The organism is Pedobacter nanyangensis (assembly GCF_003313505.1).
In the GTDB taxonomy this organism is placed as follows: Bacteria; Bacteroidota; Bacteroidia; order Sphingobacteriales; family Sphingobacteriaceae; genus Pedobacter; species Pedobacter nanyangensis.
On the sequence record NZ_QMHO01000021.1, the window covers coordinates 16,953 to 36,967 of the forward strand.

The window sequence follows — 20,015 nt, forward strand, 5'->3', positions numbered from 1 at the left end:
GCATCAGTTTTACAGGTTAATTTAGAGCTCAGTCTTCAATAAATGGAGTTACTGCAACTTGTTAGTGTTTTTCCTTAAAATGCCCCAATATTTTCCCTCATTGTAGTTCCAGTTGGCAAAGCCCGAACCCAAAATAATAGCGACAGAAATAATGATGAGGTTGAAGATGAAAGTACCTAGGTGAGAGAAGGTAAAGAAGTCGTATTCTGTGTCGCCAATGATAAAGTAGTTCACTAAATCAATTAAAATAGAAAGGGGCAAAGCAACGGTAATAAAAGTTTGGTAGCTGTGTTTCCGCCAGCTCCATTTTTTCCGTTTTTCAGTCCAATAATCTACAAATTCTTTTTCTTTAGGGGTCATTAGCTATCTTTTTGGCTGGCCAAAAGATAAAGAACAGCCATTCTAACAGCTACGCCATTTTCTACCTGATTTAAAATGATAGACTGTTTGCTGTCAGCCACATCACTGGTAATCTCTACCCCGCGGTTAATAGGGCCTGGGTGCATCACTACAATTTCTTTATCTAAGTTGTCAAGAATTTGCTTGTTTAAGCCGTACATCATCGAATATTCTCTCCCCGTTGGGAAATATTTGATGTCCATACGTTCAAGCTGTATGCGCAACATGTTGGCCACGTCGCACCAATTGAGTGCCTTAATTAAATCATGTTCTACTTTAACGCCCAAGGCACCAATGTGCTTCGGAATTAAAGTGGTAGGCCCGCAAACCATTACCTCTGCGCCTAGTTTTTGTAAGCAAAGAATGTTAGAAATGGCCACACGAGAGTGCAGGATATCACCCACAATCACCACCTTTTTGCCAGCTACATCGCCAAGTTTTTCTCTGATGGAGAAAGCATCCAGTAAAGCCTGTGTAGGATGTTCATGTGCGCCATCGCCAGCATTTACAATCTGTGCGTTGATATGGCGACTGAGGAACTGGCCTGCTCCGGCGTAAGGGTGGCGCATCACCACCATATCCACTTTCATGGCCAAAATATTATTAACCGTATCAATCAGGGTTTCGCCCTTGCTTACCGACGAAGAGGAAGCGGCGAAATTCACCACATCGGCCGAAAGTCTTTTTTCAGCCAGTTCAAAAGAAAGTTTGGTACGGGTTGAGTTTTCGAAAAAGATATTGGCAATGGTAATGTCTCTTAAAGAAGGCACCTTTTTAATCGGCCTGTTAATCACCTCCTTAAAATTATCAGCAGTTTCGAAAATCAATTCAATATCATTCAGGTTAATATCTTTGATGCCTAAAAGATGTCGTGTTGATAATTTGTCTGCTGCCATTTTATTGCTTTTCTGATAATAAAATTACTTTATCTTCTCCTTCGTTTTCCTTCCAGCTCACCTTTACCTTTTGTGAGTCAACCGAGTCAACCTGCATACCAATGTAGTTAGCCTCAATGGGCAGGTGCCTCGAAAACCTACGGTCAATTAAAACCATAAGCTCTACACTTTCAGGACGGCCATAGGCCAAAAGTGCATCCATTGCCGCACGTATGGTACGCCCGGTCCAAAGCACGTCATCTATTAAAATTACTTGCTTGCCTTCAATAATAAAATCAATGGTATTGCTGCTTGCGGTTACCAAGCCATCTTTTCTTCTAAAATCGTCCCTGAAAAAGGTGATGTCTAAATTCCCTTTTTTAATGGTGTCGCTTTTTAAGATTTCCGAAAGTTCCTGGTGAACCCTGTCCGCAAAGAAAGTTCCTCTAGGCTGTATGCCAATTAAAACCGTATTATTAAAATCAACATGGTTCTCAATTAGCTGGTGACAAAGTCGCTTAATTGTGATTTGAAGTTTTTGGCCGCTGAGTAGAGTTCTCTTTTGCATTGCACTGGGATTGCGCAAATATAGGCAAATGTTTTAAATGGGAAAGCCCAAAAATGCCCTAGTTTTTCAAAATATTTCCTTGTTGTTGAAAATCAATCAAGTACCATGTTGATCGGCAATCCCGCTTTTCAATACAAGTCCGCACTCGTTACACTCGCTTGCGGGCTTTTCTTTGCAATCGGGTTTATTGTACAACCGCTTGTGTTGCTATGCTCCTGTTTTTGGCCAGTGCTAAAAGACTGTAGTAGACTTACGAAGTTTTGGAAACTTCGTAAGTCTGGAATAAAAATGAGATTGCTTTACTCTTCGCAATGATCCTCCTTTTTTCGTCTTTGCGAGGCGGAACGACGAAGCAATCTCATGCTAGCCATATGGAAAGTAATGCAGCTACGTGTCTACGTGGTTCGCTTAATATAAGCATATAGTAAACTGCTTAGATAGACTTGCGAAGTTTCCAAAACTTCGTAAGTCTGGAATAGTTGAATTAAAGTTGAACTTCGTAAATCTGGAACGGTTAAACGCGAATTTGGGATAGGCGCTTTGCGATTTCTCAGTATCTCTCTGGCCCTAGCAAATCCTTTTCGTTCTACTAAAATCGGCCTTGGCCTGTTCGGGATGCACTCATAAGCCTTGCTACTAACTTTAATAGAACAGGGCGCAGCCGTGGATTTTTTTGCATACTTTTTTCATCTATAGGAAAAAAGTTTGTCCGCGAAGCGACAGAACTGTAAATAGTAGAAAAATGTTTGATTATAAATTGTGTGAGTTGTTTTCTTAATTCAAACTCAAGTCATTTAAGAAATGATACCTCCCACGTTCTCAATTCTTTTAAACCAATAAGTTTTAAGTTAAATCGTCATCATTATGTCATGAAAGATAAAAAATCTCCTTAAATTTAATTAGCTGCACAATGTTTGTAGTTGTTTATGCAACTATTGTTATGATAACTAATTTAATTTCTTTAGAAGATCAATACAATTTGCTTGGAGGCAGGTTGTTCATGTATGCAAGTAGGGTGCTTACACAAAAGTTTAAGCTCCATGGCATATCGCTCACTAAGGAGCAATGGACCGTTTTAATGCAGTTGTGGATGAAAGATGGTATTTCGCAGCAGGTCATTGCAGATGCCACTGGAAAAGACAAGCCCAGCATGACCCGATTATTGGACAACCTTGAAAGGGATGGCTATATCGAACGTCGTGCAGATGCCAAAGACAGAAGGTTAAACCTAATATTCCTCACCAAAAAGGGGGTAGAAGTTGAAAAGCAGGTGATGCCCGTGGCTGAGCAGGTTTTAACCGAGCTCACCCAAGGGTTAACTCCACAGGAAATAGAGACCGTGAAAAACGTATTTAACAAAATCTATCATAACATAAGCCTATTATAATATGAGAAAGATATTTTTAGGGATAGCGGCTTGTCTCCTTGCCGTACTGCCCCGTTTACACGCCCAGCAATTTTATGTGTCCGAAACACTCAAACGAGCTATTGATGCCGCAATTACGGAAGATAAGGGACTGGCCAACCACGATTTGGAAATCCAAAAATTAACCCTCGAACGTAAGGGAGTGCTTAATAAATACATTCCAACCGTTGATGCTACGGCCATGTATGGTTATTTCAACAATACCTTGGGAATTGATCTCCCTACGTTGAATTTACCCATTACCGGAATTTCTTTGTTTGATGGTCAGCAGAACTTTAAAAACAGGGGGAACCTTTTTTTCGGTGGGCTCACAGCAAAATCGGTGCTTTTTAGCGGCGGACAAATCATTAACGGTACCAAAGCTATCGAAGCAAAGAAACAGGGCGCCGAATACTTGGCTTCGCCTAAAAGAGACTCGGTGATTAGGGATGTGATCCATTCCTTCGATCAAATCCGTTTATTGGCCGAAGCGCAAAAGCTGGTAGACGAAAGCGAAATCCGTTTAAACAAAGAAAGAGAGCGAGTAGAGAAAGCCATTGCTAATGGTTTGGCCATTCCTTACGACAGGGATAAAATCAAATTGGCGGTGTTGGAATTGGCTTCCAAAAAAATAGAACTGGAAAGTAAACGTAAAGTGTTGTACCAAAAAATACAGGTACTCACCCGTTATAACAATGCCCAAATAGATAGCGTGGTATATCAATTGGAACCTATTGTGATTTTAGCACCGCTTAACACCGACAATAGGGCCGAGATTAAAGCCCTTGAAAATTTTAAAACGGCCTATCAATACTTGCTTAAAAAGGAAAAGGGAAGTTTTTTACCTGTAATTGGGGCCTTTGGCAGCTATAGCTATGCTTCGGTGTTTGATGCCAAAACCACTTTTACTGGGCCTGTAACCAATAACAACTACGCCTTAGGGCTTAATAGCGCTAAACTGTCTCCTAATTTTATTGCGGGGGTAGCTTTAAAATGGAATATTTTCAGTGGTTTTGAACGTAAGCATAAAGTTGACGAAGCTAAAATCAATATCCAACAGCTAGAAAATAAACTGGCCGATTCGAGAGAAAAAGTACAGTTGCAGCTACAGAATAACAATGTGCAATACGAAACTTTGCTGAGGCAAATTGACATTGCAGCGCAAAGAGAAAAAATTGCCAAAAACAACCTATTGATTGCACAAAAGCAATACAGCACCGGATTGATTAATGTAACCGAACGTTTAACCGTAGAAACAGACATTTATCAAACTTCCTTACAAAAAATCAACAGCATTGTAGAGCAGAGAAGATTGGCTTTAGAGACCATTTCGGCTACAGGAAACTTACAAAATTCACTTCAAGTAAAATAAGTTATGAAGAGATATACTTTTATACTATTGGGAATGCTTGCACTGGGATCATGCAGGCCAAAAAATAATATCGACAGCTTAATCCAGGGCAAAGTTGAGCGGGATGAGCTTGCCGTAGTGGGCAAAATTGCTGGACGCATTTCGAAAATTTATGTAAATGAAGGTGATTTGGTGAAAAAAGGAGATACGCTCGCTTTGTTGGATATCCCTGAAGTAGAAGCCAAAAAAGCCCAAGCACAGGGTGCGGTAAAATCTGCCGATGCCCAATATGCCATGAGTGTACATGGTGCTACGGCTAATCAATTGAAGCAGCTGAACGCCAAAAAATCTGCATTGAAAGAACAGTATGAGTTTGCCAAAAAATCACTGAAACGTATCGAAGCCATGGTGGTTGATTCATTAGTGCCACAACAACAATACGATGAAGTGTTTGCTAAATACCAAGGTGCTTTGGCACAATACACAGCTGTAGAGGCTGAAATTGCCGACGTGAAAAACGGGGTGCGTATGGAACAGCAAACCATGGCTTTGGGACAAAAAGATAGGGCATTGGGCGCTTTGCAGGAAGTGAAAACTGCCGAAAAAGAAAGATATGTAATTGCACCACAGGATATGGTATTGGAAACCATTACCCTAAAAGTGGGAGAGCTGGCCCTGCCTGGCTATACTTTGTTTACAGGCTCGCTAAGCAATACTACTTATTTCCGTTTTACGGTGCCTGAAAGTGAATTGAGCAAATACAAAAAAGGCGATGAAATTGAGGTGACAGTACCTTATTTGAAGGATAAAAAAGTAAGCGGTGTGATTAGGAACATTAAACAAATTGGTGCGTATGCCAATATCGCTACGGCATATCCTGATTACAACATGCAAGATGCGCTTTACGAAATCAACGTGTTGCCTAAACAGGCTACAGAAGCTGCTGAAATATTAACCAAATCTACCGTGACCATAACCAAACGATAATGAGAGTTTTTTTGGAACTACTAAAACGTGAGTTTGCACTGTTTTGGAACAATAGTGTACTGCGCATTCTTTTTATTGGAGCGCCCATTATGTATGGCGTATTGTTGGGCTATGTTTACAGCAAAGGCAAGGTGACCGATTTACCCATTGTGGTGGTAGATAAGGACCAAAGTAAGATGAGCAAAAAGGCCCTACAAATGATGGAAGACAATGAAGTATTGACCATATCTGCTTTACTGCCCAATGAAGATAACCTAACCAGAACTGCCCTTGAAAAAGAGGCCGTGTGTATTGTCATTATTCCCGAAGGATTTGAAAAAGGAGTGCTCACCAAGAAATATCCAGAAATAACCACCATTGTGAATACGGCCAATGTACTGACTGCCAACTATGCTTCAACCGCGCTACAGGTATGTTTGGGAACGCTTAAAGTAGGCGTGCAGTTGGAAACGTTGAGAAAGCAAGGGGTGCCGGAGAATTTATTGATGAGCCAGTATGAGCCTTTCAAAACCACTTTCATCAAGAAAAATAACCGTTCTACCAACTACATGTACTTTTTGTGGCCAGGTATATTGGCTACTGTTTTGCAGCAGGTTTTGATGTTAGGTTTGGCACTATCTTTTGCCTCCGAGTTTGAAAACGGGACGTTTAAATTTTTGGTGAACAAAACCTCATCTACCTTTAAGCTAATTATGGTCAAGGTAATTCCTTACCTCATCATGAGCTTTGGCATTTGGCTCATCTATTGGCTGTTTACCTGGTGGTTTAAAATTCCATTTTATGAGAATTTGGGTACGCTTACGCTCGCTGCGGGATTGTTTGTGTTGTCGGTTTGTTTTATTGGTATTTTAGTGAGCTTATTAATTCCCAGCCAATTGAAGGCTACAGAAGTGTTAATGGTTATTGCCACGCCAAGTTTCATTCTGTCGGGCTTTACTTGGCCATTAAGTCAAATGCCCGAGTGGATTCAATATCTTGCTTCCATTATTCCACTAACGCATTTTTTGCCCATATTCAGGGTTTTAATTATCGAAAATGGACCAACGGATTTGATTTATCCCTATATCCAAAATTTAATTACCATTACTGCTGTTGGCTTTGTGCTTTCCTTTGTGGCATTGGCCTATAAAAAAAGAAAGCTGCTAAAGGAAACAGCTGTGGTAAAGAAAAGGAAATAATGATTTATCGAGGTGTAACAAAAGATAGTTATCCCTCGATAAATTAAGGGTAACTATTTAGTCGGTTTTTCACGGGATGATGCCATGAGCCTGAAATGAATTACCTTCGGTGAGCTCGCTAAGGCTCGGTTTATTGTATAGCTTTCCACTTGGCTACAGGTTAGCATCAGCTTGAAAAAATTTAATGATTGAACCGAGATTAATAGTTTTTGATCATCTGCAGCAATTTTTCGTTTAAAGCGGTGGTGATTTTCCCTGGTTTACCCTTGCCAATAGGTTTGCCGTCTAAACTCAGTACAGGCAAAATATTTTTGGTAGAACTGCTGATAAAAGCTTCATCGGCATTGGCCAAATCATCTAAGGTAAAATCCTGTTCTTTTATTTCCACACCATCAAGGTGGATGCCTAGTATTTTGCCTCGGGTAATGCCTCGTAAAATATCGGAAATTGGGGTGAGTACCTGCTGGTCTTTTATGATAAAGATATTTGCCCTTGGGCACTCTCTTACCTCGCCGTGGTGGTGGTATAAAAGGTCATCGGCTTGTTTCAGTTTCAAGAGCGGTTGCAAACGTATGGCCTGTAGGTAATCAATGGTTTTTACAAAGGGCAGTTGTCTTTGGTAATTGTGCGACAATAGATTTAGGCCTTTGTCAAAACTAGCAGCATGATACTCAAAAGGAGTTTGTACGATAATCAGATTAGGTTTTGTAATCTGGTAACCATCTTCGGAATAGCCTCCGGTAAGGATAATTTTCAATCCGGAATTAGCGATATTGTTTTTCTCCAAAAGTGCATTTACAGCCTGATAGAGATCTGTTCTGTCCAACCCAACCTCAAGCTGCATTTCAGCTGCCGAGTTAAAAAAGCGGTTAAAATAGTCCTCTATAAAAATGGGTTTTCCGTTTACGGTTTTAAGAAAATCGAAAATACCGTAGCCACGCTGCAAGGCTAAATCGGTAACCAGGAGCTTAGCATCGTTTTCAAGAAGTAATTGACCGTTAATGTAGGTATAGGTATTGCCCATTTTTTTTGATTAAATATTTTTTATCTAGAGTTTAAAAATAACGGTAAGGACCGCCTCGAAACCAAAGTTTGAAATAAAAAATAAAAGAATGAAACTAGATTAAAAAAAGAACAAAATGAACGTTGCTTTCATTTCGATTATTTAACTTGCAAACAATGGCTAAAGGCGCAGTGATATTTTTTGACGGGGTGTGTAATTTGTGCAGTGGTGCTGTACAATTTGTCATCAAAAGGGATCATCGTCATTATTTTAAATTTGCATCTCTTCAAAGTGATTTTGCAAAAGCAACTTTGCAGCATTTTCATTTAAAAGCGGCTCAAGGTGATAGTATTGTGCTTTTGGAAAATGGCAGGCTTTATGAACAATCCACGGCTGTACTGCGCATTGTCAAGAAACTGCCTGGCTTTTGGCCGTTGCTTTATGGATTTGTCATTGTGCCGTCTTTTATTCGAAATGCCATTTACAAGTGGATTGCCCGCAACCGGTATCAATGGTTTGGCCAAAAAAAGCAATGTTGGGTGCCAACTTCGGCACTCAAAAGCCGATTTTTAGATTAACGTGAGCTCCGGGCAGCCATTTTTCGATTTTTTATGATCTCCAGCGCCAGTAAAGTTTTTTCGTTTAGCTAGGCTAAGTTCGACTGATAACCTCCTACTTTGAGAATGCTTGTTCGTTATTCCTCGCAAAGACAAAAAAAGAGCGTGATTGCCGATGAACGAAGCCATCTTAAAACGAAATATTTTGGCAAGCTTATCGAGAGATTGATGATGTCCCAAACCTTAAAGTGTAATGCTGAGGGAGTATTTTTTATCTCGAACTAACTTTTTTAACCTATTTTTCTAAAAGAGCCACATAAAATAACCTTTCCACTTCATCACCCGCTTTGCTGGTTATTTTTTCGGTGAAAGAGGAGATGTCCTTAATCTTAAAATGGGTTGCTTCTGCCAGGGTGTAAAGCTTGTCTTTACTATACAGATCAAAACCGTATGCCGTAAAAGGTAGGCTTTCCATAAAATCTTTATCTGCAAAGCCTATGGCAAATGTGCCTTCGGGTTTCAATACACGATAAATTTCCATGATAAATTCTTCTGGGTTTTCCCAAAAATAGATGGTGTTTACGGTGAGTATTTTACTGAACGTATTATCGGAAAAGGGGATGTTTTGGCCATTGTACAGGTGGAAAGAGGCCCTGTTGGCTTCAATGGCGGAAATATTTGCTGCTGAAGCTTGTTTTTGCATCAGTTGTGAGATTTCGAGGCCGTAGTAGGAGGTGTGTTCAGCTCGATTCAGGATTTCGGGCAAGTGCTTACAATTACCATGGCCAAGTTCCAAGATTAAGTCACCTTTGGAGATATTCAGCGCCTCAATGGCCTTTCTTGTCATGCCAATATTGTTTTCGTGCATGTTGTTGGCAACTTCTATGCCTTCCGTATTTTCCGGGCAGCTTAATTGCTTGGCTAGTTGTTTCAGGAAATCTGGATCTCGGTTCATCATTTTTCTCCTTTCGGTGTGGGGCGCCATAACCATGCGCTAGCAATTACCAATGGAATGGTAATGCTTAAGCTCGCCAATTTAAGCTGGCCTCTTTTTGCCGCAATATCAGCCTCTGAAGTGGTGAAAATGAAGATCGTTTCTTTAATAGCCCACAAAGCGATAATGGTAAGAAGAAAAGCAATGGTTTTGCGAAACATATTGATAAATGAATTTGATGTTCTAATATCCGCTTTTTTGATTGATTTACGAGGCTAAAAATGAAAAGAAGGTATAAAGATGCTCATAAGCCACAGATGCACAGATAAAATATAAGCTGATGATTTGAAAATCTGTGTATCTGTGGCAAAAAAAAACTATTCCGCTATTTGTAATACCATACGGCCCTCAATTTCTGCTTTCTTCATTTTATCGAAAACGTCATTGATGTCTTCCAGTTTTGCTGCAGTAACATTAGCCTTTACTTTGCCTTCCACCGCAAATTCAATGGCTTCTTGCAGGTCCTTGCGTGTTCCTACAATAGAGCCTCTAATGGTAATGCGGTTCAGTACGGTATCGAAAATAGATAAATCGAAATTTCCGGGTGGTAACCCATTTAAAGCCATGGTTCCTTTACGGCGTAAGGTTTCTAATCCTTGCTTAAAGGCAATAGGAGATACCGCTGTTATTAAAGCGCCGTGCATGCCTCCCGTCTCTTTTTTGAGAAACTCGCCTGGGTTTTGTTCCTTCGCATTCACTACTAAATCAGCACCTAAGCGTTTGGCCAAATCCAATTTGTCGTTACCCACATCAATAGCCGCTACATGCATGCCCATGGCTTTGGCGTATTGAACCGCTACGTGCCCTAATCCGCCAATACCTGAAATAGCTACCCATTCGCCAGGTTTAACTTCTGTTTCCTTTAAACCTTTATAAACCGTTACACCAGCACAAAGGATTGGCGCCATTTGTAAAAAGTTGGTATTTGCGGGAAGATGGCCTACATAACGCGCATCGGCAATGACATATTCGGCAAAACCACCATCTACACTGTAGCCGCCATTTTGCTGGCTTTCGCAAAGCGTTTCCCATCCGGTAATACAATGGTCGCAGCATCCGCAGGCGCTGTACAGCCAAGGCACCCCTACGGCATCGCCTTCTTTTACATTATTTACATCTGGGCCAACAGCCACTACGTAGCCCACGCCCTCATGTCCGGGGATTAATGGCATTTTGGGTTTAACAGGCCAATCGCCTTCAACGGCATGTAAATCGGTGTGGCAAACACCACTGGCAATCACTTTTACCAAAATCTGGTTTCTGCCGGGCCTTTTAACCTCAACTTCTTCAATTTGCAGCGGTGCACCGAACTCGCGAACAACGGCTGCTTTCATGGTATTTGGAAGCATAATTTAATGATTTAGGTGAACAATTATTGATGAATAAAAATAGCTGGATTGGTGTTTTTCAAAGCTGACGTAAATCAGTTTAAAATGAGATTTGAATAAGATTTTTTAAACGCATTGGCATAAAAAAGCCAGTAAGCCAATAGGCTCACTGGCAAATCAAACCAAAATATAAACTAAGAATTTATTTTGCAGTGTAAATAGGCTCAAGGTTATTCAGTTCCTCCTCCGTGAATAGCCTGTAATGTATTTTAAAGGTTTTGCCAAGGGGAGTTTCCAACGAAAATCCGCCTACACCAAATCCATCCAATACATCTAAGGTAAAGTGCGAGTACTTCCAATATTCGAAAAGGTCCTTGTCCACCCAAAACTCACATCCTTCTGTTGTTCCTATACATACATCGTTCATGCGCACATAAAAGCCACCTTTTTCGAAACATTGTGGCTGTGTGCCTTCACAACAACCACCCGCCTGGTAAAACATCAATTCGCCATGTTTGGCTTTCAGTTCTTGTATCAGGTCTTTGGCTTTTTCGGTACTGTCTAATCGCTTCACCATTTTTCCTCCTTGTTCTTTAATAGGAATAGTTTTGAGATTGCTTCGTCATTCTTCCTCGCAAAGATGCTTCATTTAACGTCATTGCGAGCTTTGCGAAGCAATCACATTGTGGAGTTGTCAATCCTTAAAAGAAGCCTAATTTATTTTTATTGTAAGAAATCAACATGTTTTTGGTTTGGCGGTAGTGTCCCAACATCATCTTATGGTTCTCTCTACCCACCCCTGATTGCTTGTAACCACCAAAAGGAGCGCCTGCCGGGTAAGCATGGTATTGGTTTACCCAAACACGGCCTGCCTGTATGGCTCTAGGCACTTGGTAAAGCTCGTGAGCGTCACGTGTCCAAACGCCAGCACCTAAGCCATATAACGTATCATTGGCAATTTCTATCGCTTCTTCAACCGTTTTAAAAGTAGTTACCGCCAGTACCGGACCAAAAATCTCTTCTTGGAAAATACGCATCTTGTTGTGGCCTTTAAAAATGGTTGGCTTGATGTAATAACCACCACCTAATTCACCAGGGAGTTGGTTCGCTTCACCGCCAGTTAGCACTTCGGCACCTTCTTGCTTTCCTAGCTCGATGTAGGTTTTAATTTTTTCGAACTGGATTTTAGAAGCTTGCGCCCCCATCATGACGGTTTTATCTAATGGACTACCTACTTTAATGGCATTGGTACGCTCAATTACTTTGGCAATAAATCGCTCATAAATGTCTTCCTGTACCAATAATCTTGATGGGCAGGTACAAATTTCGCCCTGATTTAAGGCAAATAGAACGGCACCTTCAACGGCCTTGTCTAAAAAGGCGTCGTCTTCATCCATTACAGAGTTGAAGAAGATATTCGGAGATTTTCCGCCTAGTTCCAAGGTTACTGGAATGATGTTTTCGGTTGCGTACTGCATCACCAAACGTCCGGTAGGTGTAGAGCCTGTAAAGGCGGCCTTAGCTACTTTAGGATTGGTTACCAAATGACGACCAAGCTCAGCGCCAAAACCATTCACCACGTTCACTACCCCTGGAGGCAATAAATCGCCAATCAGTTCCATTAACACCATGATAGAAGTTGGAGTGCTTTCGGCAGGTTTTAGCACCACGGTATTTCCGGCAGCTAGGGCAGGAGCAAGCTTCCAAATGCCCATTAATAAAGGGAAGTTCCAGGGGATAATTTGTGCTACCACACCGATAGGCTCATGAACAATTAAGGAAACGGTATGCTCATCTAATTCAGTATGGGAACCTTCTTCGGCACGAATCACCGATGCAAAATATCTGAAATGGTCTACGCCCAAAGGTAAATCGGCATTTAGCGTTTCCCTAATGGCCTTACCGTTGTCAATGGTTTCTACCGTTGCCAAGTATTCCAAATTGTCCTCCATGCGTTGGGCAATTTTGTTCAGGATAATACTTCTTTCCGTGGAGGATGTTTTGCTCCATGTCTTAAAAGCTTCGGCAGCGGCATTAACCGCTAGCTCAAGGTCTTCGGAGGATGAATGAGCTGCCTTGGTAAATACTTTGCCGTCAATAGGAGAAATATTATCGAAATATTTTCCGTTTACTGGTGCCACAAATTGGCCGTTGATATAATTATCGTAATGCGATTTAAACTCGGGTCTTTTTACAATTTGTTCCATGATTTTAAAATTTGGTTATTACAAACCTACAAGCATGGCCTCTTTGAGGATAGTAAAATTGTTTCAACCGATAGCACTATCGTTTCAGGTAATGTAATAGAATTGAAATAATGATATATTTACTTAACCAATAGAAGCATTGACTCGTTATTGAATAAAAAGGGGGACGAAAAATGAACCACAAACTTGATTTGGTAAAGCTAAGCAGCCAATCGAAGCTGCAAACACTGGTAGAAAACAGGACGTCGTATAGTTTGGAAAGATGCGAACTAAGTGTTTTTGAAACCTATACAGAGTCCTATAAAGTTCCCTTAACTTTTAATGATTTTGTAATTACCAGCATGTTGCGTGGCAAAAAGGTCATGCACCTTAACGAAAAGAAAGAATTTGAATACCTGCCAGGCGAAACCGTGATTGTGCCTCCGTCTGAAACCATGCGTATCGATTTCCCGGAAGCTACAGATTTTAATCCGACACAATGCATTGCGTTGGCCATAGATAACCACCAAATCAAGCAGACCATTCGATATTTAAACGAGTATTTCCCAAAAGAAAGCAATGGCGAGGAGTGGAAGCTTAATTATGAGGAGTACCATTTCTACAACAACGAGGAAATTGCCTATCTCATCAACAAAATTATCAAGGTTTGTTCCGATACCTCTAGAGAAAAGGATGTATTGGCCGATTTGACCTTGAAAGAGCTTTTGGTAAGGATCATGCAAACGCAAAACCTGAATGTTTTACATGGTGATGCGACCAGCCATAACCCATTGGCTTACGTGATTGGCTATATCAAATCTAACCTTAACGAAAAAATCAGTATCGAAAGCCTAAGCAATAAAGCTTGTATGAGCAAGGCCACTTTTTATAGATTATTTAAACGAGAATTGGGCATTAGCCCTAATGATTTTATTTTGACCGAGAAAATGAAAAAGGCCAAGGAAATGCTGTTGAAACCTGGGATTAAAATCGCTGCAATTAGCTACGAACTAGGCTTTAGCGATGCCAATTATTTCATCAGGGCTTTTAAAAAAGTGGTAGGGATGACACCTGGAGCATTCCAGTCGCAAAGCATGGTATCGAGATTGAGTTTTTAATTAAAAAGCGTAACATTTACTGCTACGCTCCACACAAATCATTTAGTTCGTTGCTAAAATTCTTTTTCTTTCTTCAATTTTTCTTCGTCTCTGTAGTAATCATAAAGGCTCCAGATTAATAAAACTACCCCTAAAGTTAACAATGGAAACTTCACCCAGTTGGCTCCATCGTTAAAGCAAATTACAGTCATGAACAGCGCTACCACGCTCAGTCTTTCTTTGTTTTCTATCGTTGTCATAATGTTTTTGTTTTAAAGTTTATACCCCATTAGTATAAGGAAACAGAAAACGTTACAACATTTTGTACAGTTAGTGAGCTAAGGGCTAAAAAATTACAGAGAATGAAAAAAAGTGGATAGATACACAAATTGATGATTTTAAACCTTTGCGTTCTTAGCGTAAACTTATAAAACCTTTGCGGTTAAGTTTATTTCTCGCAAAGAAAAGTGACGCCAAGAACGCAAAGGTTTTTCCTGCCATGTCAATTAATTCGCAACTGGACTAAGGTATCGTTGGCTGTAAGTAATCCCCATTAAATCATAGCGTTTAAATTGCGTTTTCAGCCTTTTTAAAAAGTCTGCATAATTCTTTTGTTCTTTTTGCGACCATTGGATTTCGCTTAGCGCATCCATTCTTGGGAATAACATATATTCAACTTTGGCTGGATTGGCAATATATTCCGACCATAAATTGCCTTGAGCGCCCCAAATGTATTTTGCCTGTTCTGCATTAAGCTCTGCTGGTACAGGCTCGTAGTTGTAAACCGTTTCAAGAGGTAAGAATTTATTGGCCGCCAAACTATCCTCTTTCATAAATTGCTTATGGTTAAGGTATAGTTTCTCTTCAGGGCTCATCACTACCTTTTGTTTTACTTTTGCTGCGGCAATACCACCTTTTTCGCCACGCCAGCTCATTACCACGGCATTAGGAGCAAGGCCACCATCTAAAATTTCATCCCAGCCAATAATGGTTTTGCCCTTGCTGTTCACAAATTTCTCAATGCGATGGATAAAATAGCTTTGTAAGGCCACTTCGTCTTTGATGCCTTTCTCCTTCATGATTTTTTGGGTCTCGGCAGATTGTTTCCACCACACTTTTGAAGCTTCGTCGCCACCAATATGGATATATTTTGAAGGGAATAAGTTCATCACTTCGGTGAGCACATCTTCTAAAAAGGAGAAAGTTTTATCATTTGGCTGAAAAACATTGTTGTATTTATTCATCATTCCCCAGGTTTCGGCTACTTTGTAAGGCTTGTTGGGCTCAGTACCAAACTCGGGGTAGGCAGCCAAAGCGGCCATGCTATGTGCTGGCATTTCAATTTCGGGAATAATAGTGATGTATCTATCGGCAGCGTACTTAATCACGTCTTTAATCTCTTCTTGGGTATAATAGCCACCATGGCGAATACCATCTGTTTTAATTTCTGCATTGGCAGGAGTAATTTTAACGTCGTTAGGTAAAACCTGATATTTAATATTTTCATTTCCTTTTCCAGGCCACAATCCAATAATGCTACCATTACGCCAAGCGCCAATTTCAGTCAATTTCGGGTATTTTTTAATTTCTATGCGCCATCCATGGTCATCAGTTAAATGCCAGTGGAAATAGTTCATTTTACGCATGGCCAAGTAATCGATGTATTTTTTTACGAAAGCCACATCAAAAAAATGACGGCTTACATCCAAGTGCATGCCACGATAGGCGAAACGTGGATAATCGGTAACTGCTACAGCTGGTATATTTAAAGTAGCTGCCTTTGTAGTAGGTAACAATTGGATCAAGGTTTGAATACCATAAAAAACGCCGGGATTTGAATTGCCGGTAAGGGATATATTTTGCGCAAAAACACCTAATTCATAAGCATCAGCAAATTTGCTTATGCCAGTATTAACGCCTAAAGAAATGTAATTTTCCGTAGGTTTAACCGAGGTAATGGTCAATTTAAATTGAAGATACTTTTCAAGATAGTCATTAAAGAAAACAGCTGCATTTCTAAGGGAATCATTCCCGATAACAATTTTAGTTTGAGTGTTAATGCTGAAGCCTTTTTGTTGGGGTTGGGCTTTTAAAAATACGGGCTTAGGGATAATGTTTACCTGCGCTACCGCATATACGCACATTAAAGACGTTAATGCTGTTAATACGATCCTCTTCATATTCAAAAATAGTATTTATATTATAACTCTCCAATCGTTATCTGAATGTTTTTGAGTTTTTATGCGGTTTTGTGCGTAATTTATTCTGTCTATTTTATCATGTAAACATTTTGAAAATAACACAAAAAAAATGGAGCAGTTGTTAGTTGCTCCATGTACAATGTTTTATTTGTTAGTTAACACGTTTTCCGTGAATTTGATCCACTCGCTACTTTTTACCGTATTGTCTATATAAAAATCTGGTTGCAGGCCAATATCATCTACCACCATTCCTGGTATGCGGTAGCTTTTAGATAAACCATAGTACAATTCAAAATCGGCACAAGGGAACTTAATGATGTTAACATTTGAAATATCCAACATGCCAAAAGTAGTTACCCCAAATAATTTTACTTTTTGACTTTGCTTTGCGGCCAGTAAAAACTGTTCGGTGGTACTGCCATTGCCTTCATTGATTAAAATGCCTACACGTTTAGGGTAGGTATAAACGCTGTCTTGCTTGCTGATGCTCACAGGTTGTCCAGTGAGGCTTACAAATTTTCCTAACGATTGTTCCAGTAAGTCGTAAAATCCTTTAAAACGCTTTCTTGAGGCCTCGTCAAAATCTGGATTGTTTGCCAAATCTATCATCCTTTGGTTGTTCAATTTGGTAGAAAAGAACTCAACCCCAACATTGTGTACTGGATTGGTATATAAAAAAGGAAGAATTTCCTTGAAACTTGCATCACTGCCGCCGCCATTATTTCTTACATCGATAATTAGGTTAGGAGTACTTGAGATAAGCGACTTGTTCATTTTAATGACACTGTCGATAGACTTCTTTTCGCTAATCTCGAATGAGGGAATACGAAGAACTAAGGTGTTTGCATTCAGTTTCTCCATAAAAGGCTTTTGGCTTTTTAGCAGTTTAATGTTCAGCTCCGTATCTGGATCATTTTGTAGGATAGGGAAAATTCTGGTGAAATTAAATCTGCCAAGCTGCAAATTGTTTTTGCCTTCTAAACTTGGATTGGCAAAGTTTTCTCCATCTTTGTTTTTAAGGTAATATATACCGCCTTTTTCGTCGAATTTCGTTTTTAGTTCTTTAATTTTCCAATTGTCGGCGGTAGTTTCGATAATAAAACCAACATATTTATCGCCCATTTTTTTTATCCCGATTTTATAGGGCTCCGAAAACCATATCCCTTCAAAGCCTGGTTCTTTTTTAGTGCTAAGGTATTTTTCAAATGGTTTAATATCTACCTTTACAATTTCCAAAGCTTCGGTATTATTCTTTTTTTGAGTAACGTTTGAACTGTCTGTACCATTAAAGCTTACCCCAATGTGGCCTTGTCTAAAAAACCTTACCCATTGGTTTAAAAGTTGTGCGCAGGCTTTATTGCTCGGTAGGTTTTTGATTTTCTCCAGGTAGGATTTGTTGTGTAGTTCATATAGATCTTTTCCTTTTTTAGATAGGATGTATTGAAATCCTGCATCATTTTCTTCAAAGGTTTTTTTCATCCAAAGGAAACTGGTTTCGCAATTGCAGTTTTGGGCATTTACACTATTGGCAACGAATAGTACGGCTAAAAATAAATATAGTTTTTTCATGATTTTATTTGAGAGCTGCGAATTTAGGATTTTTAGCGATAAAAAAATCCCGATAACTTTCGCTATCGGGATTTAATATTAGAGGTTGGTTAAAGAATTAGCCTTTAGCTTTTTTCTCTTCACCTTCCATTTGAGATTTCAATTGAGCCAATACATCAAGATCACCTAATGTTGATTTCTCTACTGAATCTTTCACTTTTTTCACTGCTGAGCTAGCTGCTTTAGCTTCTTTTTTCTTAGCTGCTTTTTCTTCACTTACAGCTTCTGCTTTAGCTTCTTCCCAGATACGAGCGTGAGAAACTACGATACGTTTAGCATCTTTGTTGAATTCAATGATTTTGAAATCAGCAGTTTCTTCAGCTTTCAAAGTAGTACCATCTTCTTTAGCCATGTGTTTTGTTGGAACAAAACCTTCAACGCCATATGGTAATGCAATTACAGCACCTTTGTCGGTTACTTTAATTACAGTTCCTTGGTGAATTGAATCTAAAGTGAAGATAGTTTCGAAAGTATCCCAAGGGTTTTCTTCCAATTGTTTGTGACCTAAAGATAATTTGCGGTTGTCAACATCAAGTTCTAAAACTACCACATCTAAAGTATCGCCAACTTTGGTAAACTCGTTAGGATGGTTGATTTTTTTGCTCCAAGATAGATCAGAAATGTGGATTAATCCGTCAATTCCTTCTTCAATTTCCACAAATACACCAAAGTTAGTCATGTTTTTAACAACAGCTTGGTGTTTGCTTCCAACTGGATATCTTTCAGCAACATTTTGCCAAGGATCTTGAGTTAATTGTTTAATACCCAAGCTCATTTTGCGCTCATCTCTGTCTAAAGTTAATACTTCAGCTTCGATTTCGTCACCAACTTTCAAGAACTCTTGTGGAGAACGTAAGTTTTGCGACCAGCTCATTTCTGAAACGTGGATCAAACCTTCAACACCAGGGATGATTTCTAAGAAAGCACCGTAATCTGCAACAGTTACGATTTTACCTTTTACTTTAGAACCTACTTGGATCGCAGTATCTAAATTCTCCCAAGGGTGAGCAGTTAATTGTTTCAAGCCTAAAGCTATACGTTTTTTCTCATCGTCAAAGTCTAAAACAACCACGTTGATTTTTTGGTCTAGTGCCAATACTTCTTTCGGATGCTCTATGCGGCCCCAAGAAATATCAGTGATGTGCAATAAACCATCTACGCCACCAAGATCGATGAATACACCGAAGTCAGTGATATTTTTAACAGTACCTTCCAGTACTTGTCCTTTTTCTAATTTAGAAACGATTTCTGATTTTTGTGATTCTAGATCGTCCTCAATCAATACTTTGTGTGATACGACTACGTTTTTGAACTCATGGTTAATTTTAACCACTTTGAATTCCATCGTTTTACCTACGTAAACATCGTAATCACGGATTGGTTTGATGTCGATTTGAGAACCAGGTAAGAAGGCCTCAACACCCATGATGTCAACAATAAGACCACCTTTGGTACGGCTCTTAACAAAACCGTTGATGATCGTGTCGTTATCAAGCGCTTCGTTGATAAGCTCCCAAGAACGTTGGGTTTTAGCTCTCTTACGAGATAAGATTAACTGGCCATTAGCATCTTCAGGTGCTTCTACAAACACGTCAACTTTATCGCCAATTTTCAAATCAGGTAGATCCCTGAACTCAGAAGCAGAAACTAAACCGTCAGATTTGAAACCTACGTTTAATACTACGTCTTTGTTGTTGATAGATACTACAGTACCAGAGATGATCTCACCTTGGTTGATTTGATTGAAAGTATCGGTATACATTGCCTCAAACTTTTTACGGTCTTCGTCATTGTAGTTACCAAAAACTTTGTCGTCTGCATCCCAGTCAAAATCTTGATCTGGAGTTGCCAATTGTGATTTGATCTGTTCGATCGATACCGAATCAGCTTCTGACTCGATAGTTTCTTTTTGGTTCAAACGGGCGTCTGCACCTTGCAATTCGGCTGTTTTAGCCTCTAGTTCTTTTTCTGCTACTTGTTTTTTAGCCATTAATTAATTATCTCCTTTTTCCCTGTTTAGGGACGGCAAAGGTACGGATAATTTTAAAAAACCAAAACTATTTTGAAATAAATATGGCTGATATTTAATGGATTAAATTTTGCTTTGTGCGTTTTTGGCGCTTTTGTTCAATCTGTCGCCCCAAGCCTGTCCAATGATGTATTCCTTTTTGGAAAATCACATCGGTAGCTCGTGGCAAATACGGCCCCGCTCATTACAAGTCCTTGTCTCGCTTTACTCGGCTGTGGGCTTTCCATTACAATCGGGTTTAATAAACCT

19 protein-coding genes are annotated in these 20,015 nt (G+C 39.7%); 6 read left to right on the top strand and 13 right to left on the bottom strand.

Annotation, left to right across the window (positions count from 1 at the left end):
* Positions 1-48: 48 nt before the first annotated feature.
* Genes DUT71_RS19640 through pyrR form a run of 3 tightly spaced genes read right to left on the bottom strand, consistent with a single transcriptional unit; the run spans position 49 to position 1,842 of the window.
* Complete coding sequence (locus tag DUT71_RS19640; protein WP_113664242.1) at positions 49-360, bottom strand: hypothetical protein; 312 nt, start codon at positions 358-360, stop codon at positions 49-51.
* Positions 360-1,295 carry an aspartate carbamoyltransferase catalytic subunit gene (locus DUT71_RS19645; protein WP_113664243.1) on the bottom strand — a complete coding sequence of 312 codons (936 nt, stop codon included), beginning with the start codon at positions 1,293-1,295 and terminating at the stop codon, positions 360-362. The genes DUT71_RS19640 and DUT71_RS19645 overlap by 1 nt, the downstream gene beginning before the upstream one ends.
* Before the next feature lies 1 nt (position 1,296).
* Positions 1,297-1,842, bottom strand: a complete 546-nt coding sequence (gene pyrR / locus DUT71_RS19650; RefSeq protein ID WP_113664244.1) for a bifunctional pyr operon transcriptional regulator/uracil phosphoribosyltransferase PyrR — start codon at positions 1,840-1,842, stop codon at positions 1,297-1,299.
* Positions 1,843-2,782: 940 nt separating this feature from the next.
* Here pyrR and DUT71_RS19655 point away from each other — a divergent pair.
* The 4 genes from DUT71_RS19655 to DUT71_RS19670 are packed head-to-tail and all read left to right on the top strand — an operon-like array spanning position 2,783 to position 6,763.
* Entirely contained in the window at positions 2,783-3,229 is a 447-nt protein-coding gene (locus tag DUT71_RS19655; RefSeq protein WP_113664260.1) for a MarR family winged helix-turn-helix transcriptional regulator, read from the top strand.
* Position 3,230: 1 nt separating this feature from the next.
* On the top strand, positions 3,231-4,619 hold the full coding sequence (locus DUT71_RS19660; RefSeq protein WP_113664245.1) for a TolC family protein: 1,389 nt from the start codon (positions 3,231-3,233) through the stop codon (positions 4,617-4,619).
* A 3-nt stretch (positions 4,620-4,622) separates the two neighbouring features.
* Entirely contained in the window at positions 4,623-5,585 is a 963-nt protein-coding gene (locus DUT71_RS19665; RefSeq protein ID WP_113664246.1) for an HlyD family secretion protein, read from the top strand.
* On the top strand, positions 5,585-6,763 hold the full coding sequence (locus DUT71_RS19670; RefSeq protein ID WP_113664247.1) for an ABC transporter permease: 1,179 nt from the start codon (positions 5,585-5,587) through the stop codon (positions 6,761-6,763). The genes DUT71_RS19665 and DUT71_RS19670 overlap by 1 nt, the downstream gene beginning before the upstream one ends.
* Before the next feature lie 199 nt (positions 6,764-6,962).
* On the opposite strand, the gene DUT71_RS19675 is transcribed toward DUT71_RS19670, so the two are convergent.
* A complete protein-coding gene (locus tag DUT71_RS19675) occupies positions 6,963-7,787 on the bottom strand; it encodes an aminotransferase class IV (RefSeq protein ID WP_113664248.1) in 825 nt (274 codons plus the stop codon).
* 155 nt (positions 7,788-7,942) lie between these two features.
* Between DUT71_RS19675 and DUT71_RS19680 the strand changes: the two genes are divergently transcribed.
* Positions 7,943-8,344, top strand: coding sequence for a thiol-disulfide oxidoreductase DCC family protein (locus DUT71_RS19680; RefSeq protein ID WP_113664249.1), 402 nt, complete (start codon positions 7,943-7,945; stop codon positions 8,342-8,344).
* Between the two features lie 274 nt (positions 8,345-8,618).
* Here DUT71_RS19680 and DUT71_RS19685 read toward each other — a convergent pair whose 3' ends face one another.
* The 5 genes from DUT71_RS19685 to DUT71_RS19705 form a co-directional block, all read right to left on the bottom strand.
* Positions 8,619-9,281: a class I SAM-dependent methyltransferase gene (locus DUT71_RS19685; protein WP_205314002.1), complete on the bottom strand. Its 663-nt coding sequence runs from the start codon at positions 9,279-9,281 to the stop codon at positions 8,619-8,621.
* On the bottom strand, positions 9,278-9,478 hold the full coding sequence (locus DUT71_RS19690) for a hypothetical protein (protein ID WP_113664251.1): 201 nt from the start codon (positions 9,476-9,478) through the stop codon (positions 9,278-9,280). The genes DUT71_RS19685 and DUT71_RS19690 overlap by 4 nt, the downstream gene beginning before the upstream one ends.
* A gap of 156 nt (positions 9,479-9,634) precedes the next feature.
* Complete coding sequence (adhP, locus tag DUT71_RS19695) at positions 9,635-10,666, bottom strand: alcohol dehydrogenase AdhP (RefSeq protein WP_113664252.1); 1,032 nt, start codon at positions 10,664-10,666, stop codon at positions 9,635-9,637.
* A gap of 181 nt (positions 10,667-10,847) precedes the next feature.
* Positions 10,848-11,222, bottom strand: coding sequence for a DUF779 domain-containing protein (locus DUT71_RS19700; protein WP_113664253.1), 375 nt, complete (start codon positions 11,220-11,222; stop codon positions 10,848-10,850).
* Positions 11,223-11,346: 124 nt separating this feature from the next.
* The gene (locus DUT71_RS19705) at positions 11,347-12,852 is read right to left on the bottom strand and encodes an aldehyde dehydrogenase family protein (RefSeq protein WP_113664254.1); all 1,506 of its coding nucleotides are present in this window, start codon (positions 12,850-12,852) and stop codon (positions 11,347-11,349) included.
* A gap of 173 nt (positions 12,853-13,025) precedes the next feature.
* Here DUT71_RS19705 and DUT71_RS19710 point away from each other — a divergent pair, with 173 nt between their 5' ends.
* Positions 13,026-13,949 carry an AraC family transcriptional regulator gene (locus tag DUT71_RS19710; RefSeq protein WP_113664255.1) on the top strand — a complete coding sequence of 308 codons (924 nt, stop codon included), beginning with the start codon at positions 13,026-13,028 and terminating at the stop codon, positions 13,947-13,949.
* A gap of 53 nt (positions 13,950-14,002) precedes the next feature.
* On the opposite strand, the gene DUT71_RS19715 is transcribed toward DUT71_RS19710, so the two are convergent.
* The 4 genes from DUT71_RS19715 to rpsA all read right to left on the bottom strand — a co-directional run bounded on the left by DUT71_RS19715 (position 14,003) and on the right by rpsA (position 19,727).
* Positions 14,003-14,188 (bottom strand): hypothetical protein, encoded by a 186-nt coding sequence (locus tag DUT71_RS19715; protein ID WP_113664256.1) that lies wholly within the window; start codon positions 14,186-14,188, stop codon positions 14,003-14,005.
* 246 nt (positions 14,189-14,434) lie between these two features.
* A complete protein-coding gene (locus tag DUT71_RS19720; RefSeq protein WP_113664257.1) occupies positions 14,435-16,108 on the bottom strand; it encodes a beta-N-acetylhexosaminidase in 1,674 nt (557 codons plus the stop codon).
* Between the two features lie 165 nt (positions 16,109-16,273).
* Entirely contained in the window at positions 16,274-17,698 is a 1,425-nt protein-coding gene (locus tag DUT71_RS19725) for a S41 family peptidase (protein WP_113664258.1), read from the bottom strand.
* Between the two features lie 97 nt (positions 17,699-17,795).
* Positions 17,796-19,727, bottom strand: a complete 1,932-nt coding sequence (rpsA, locus tag DUT71_RS19730) for a 30S ribosomal protein S1 (RefSeq protein ID WP_113664259.1) — start codon at positions 19,725-19,727, stop codon at positions 17,796-17,798.
* Between the last annotated feature and the right edge of the window lie 288 nt (positions 19,728-20,015).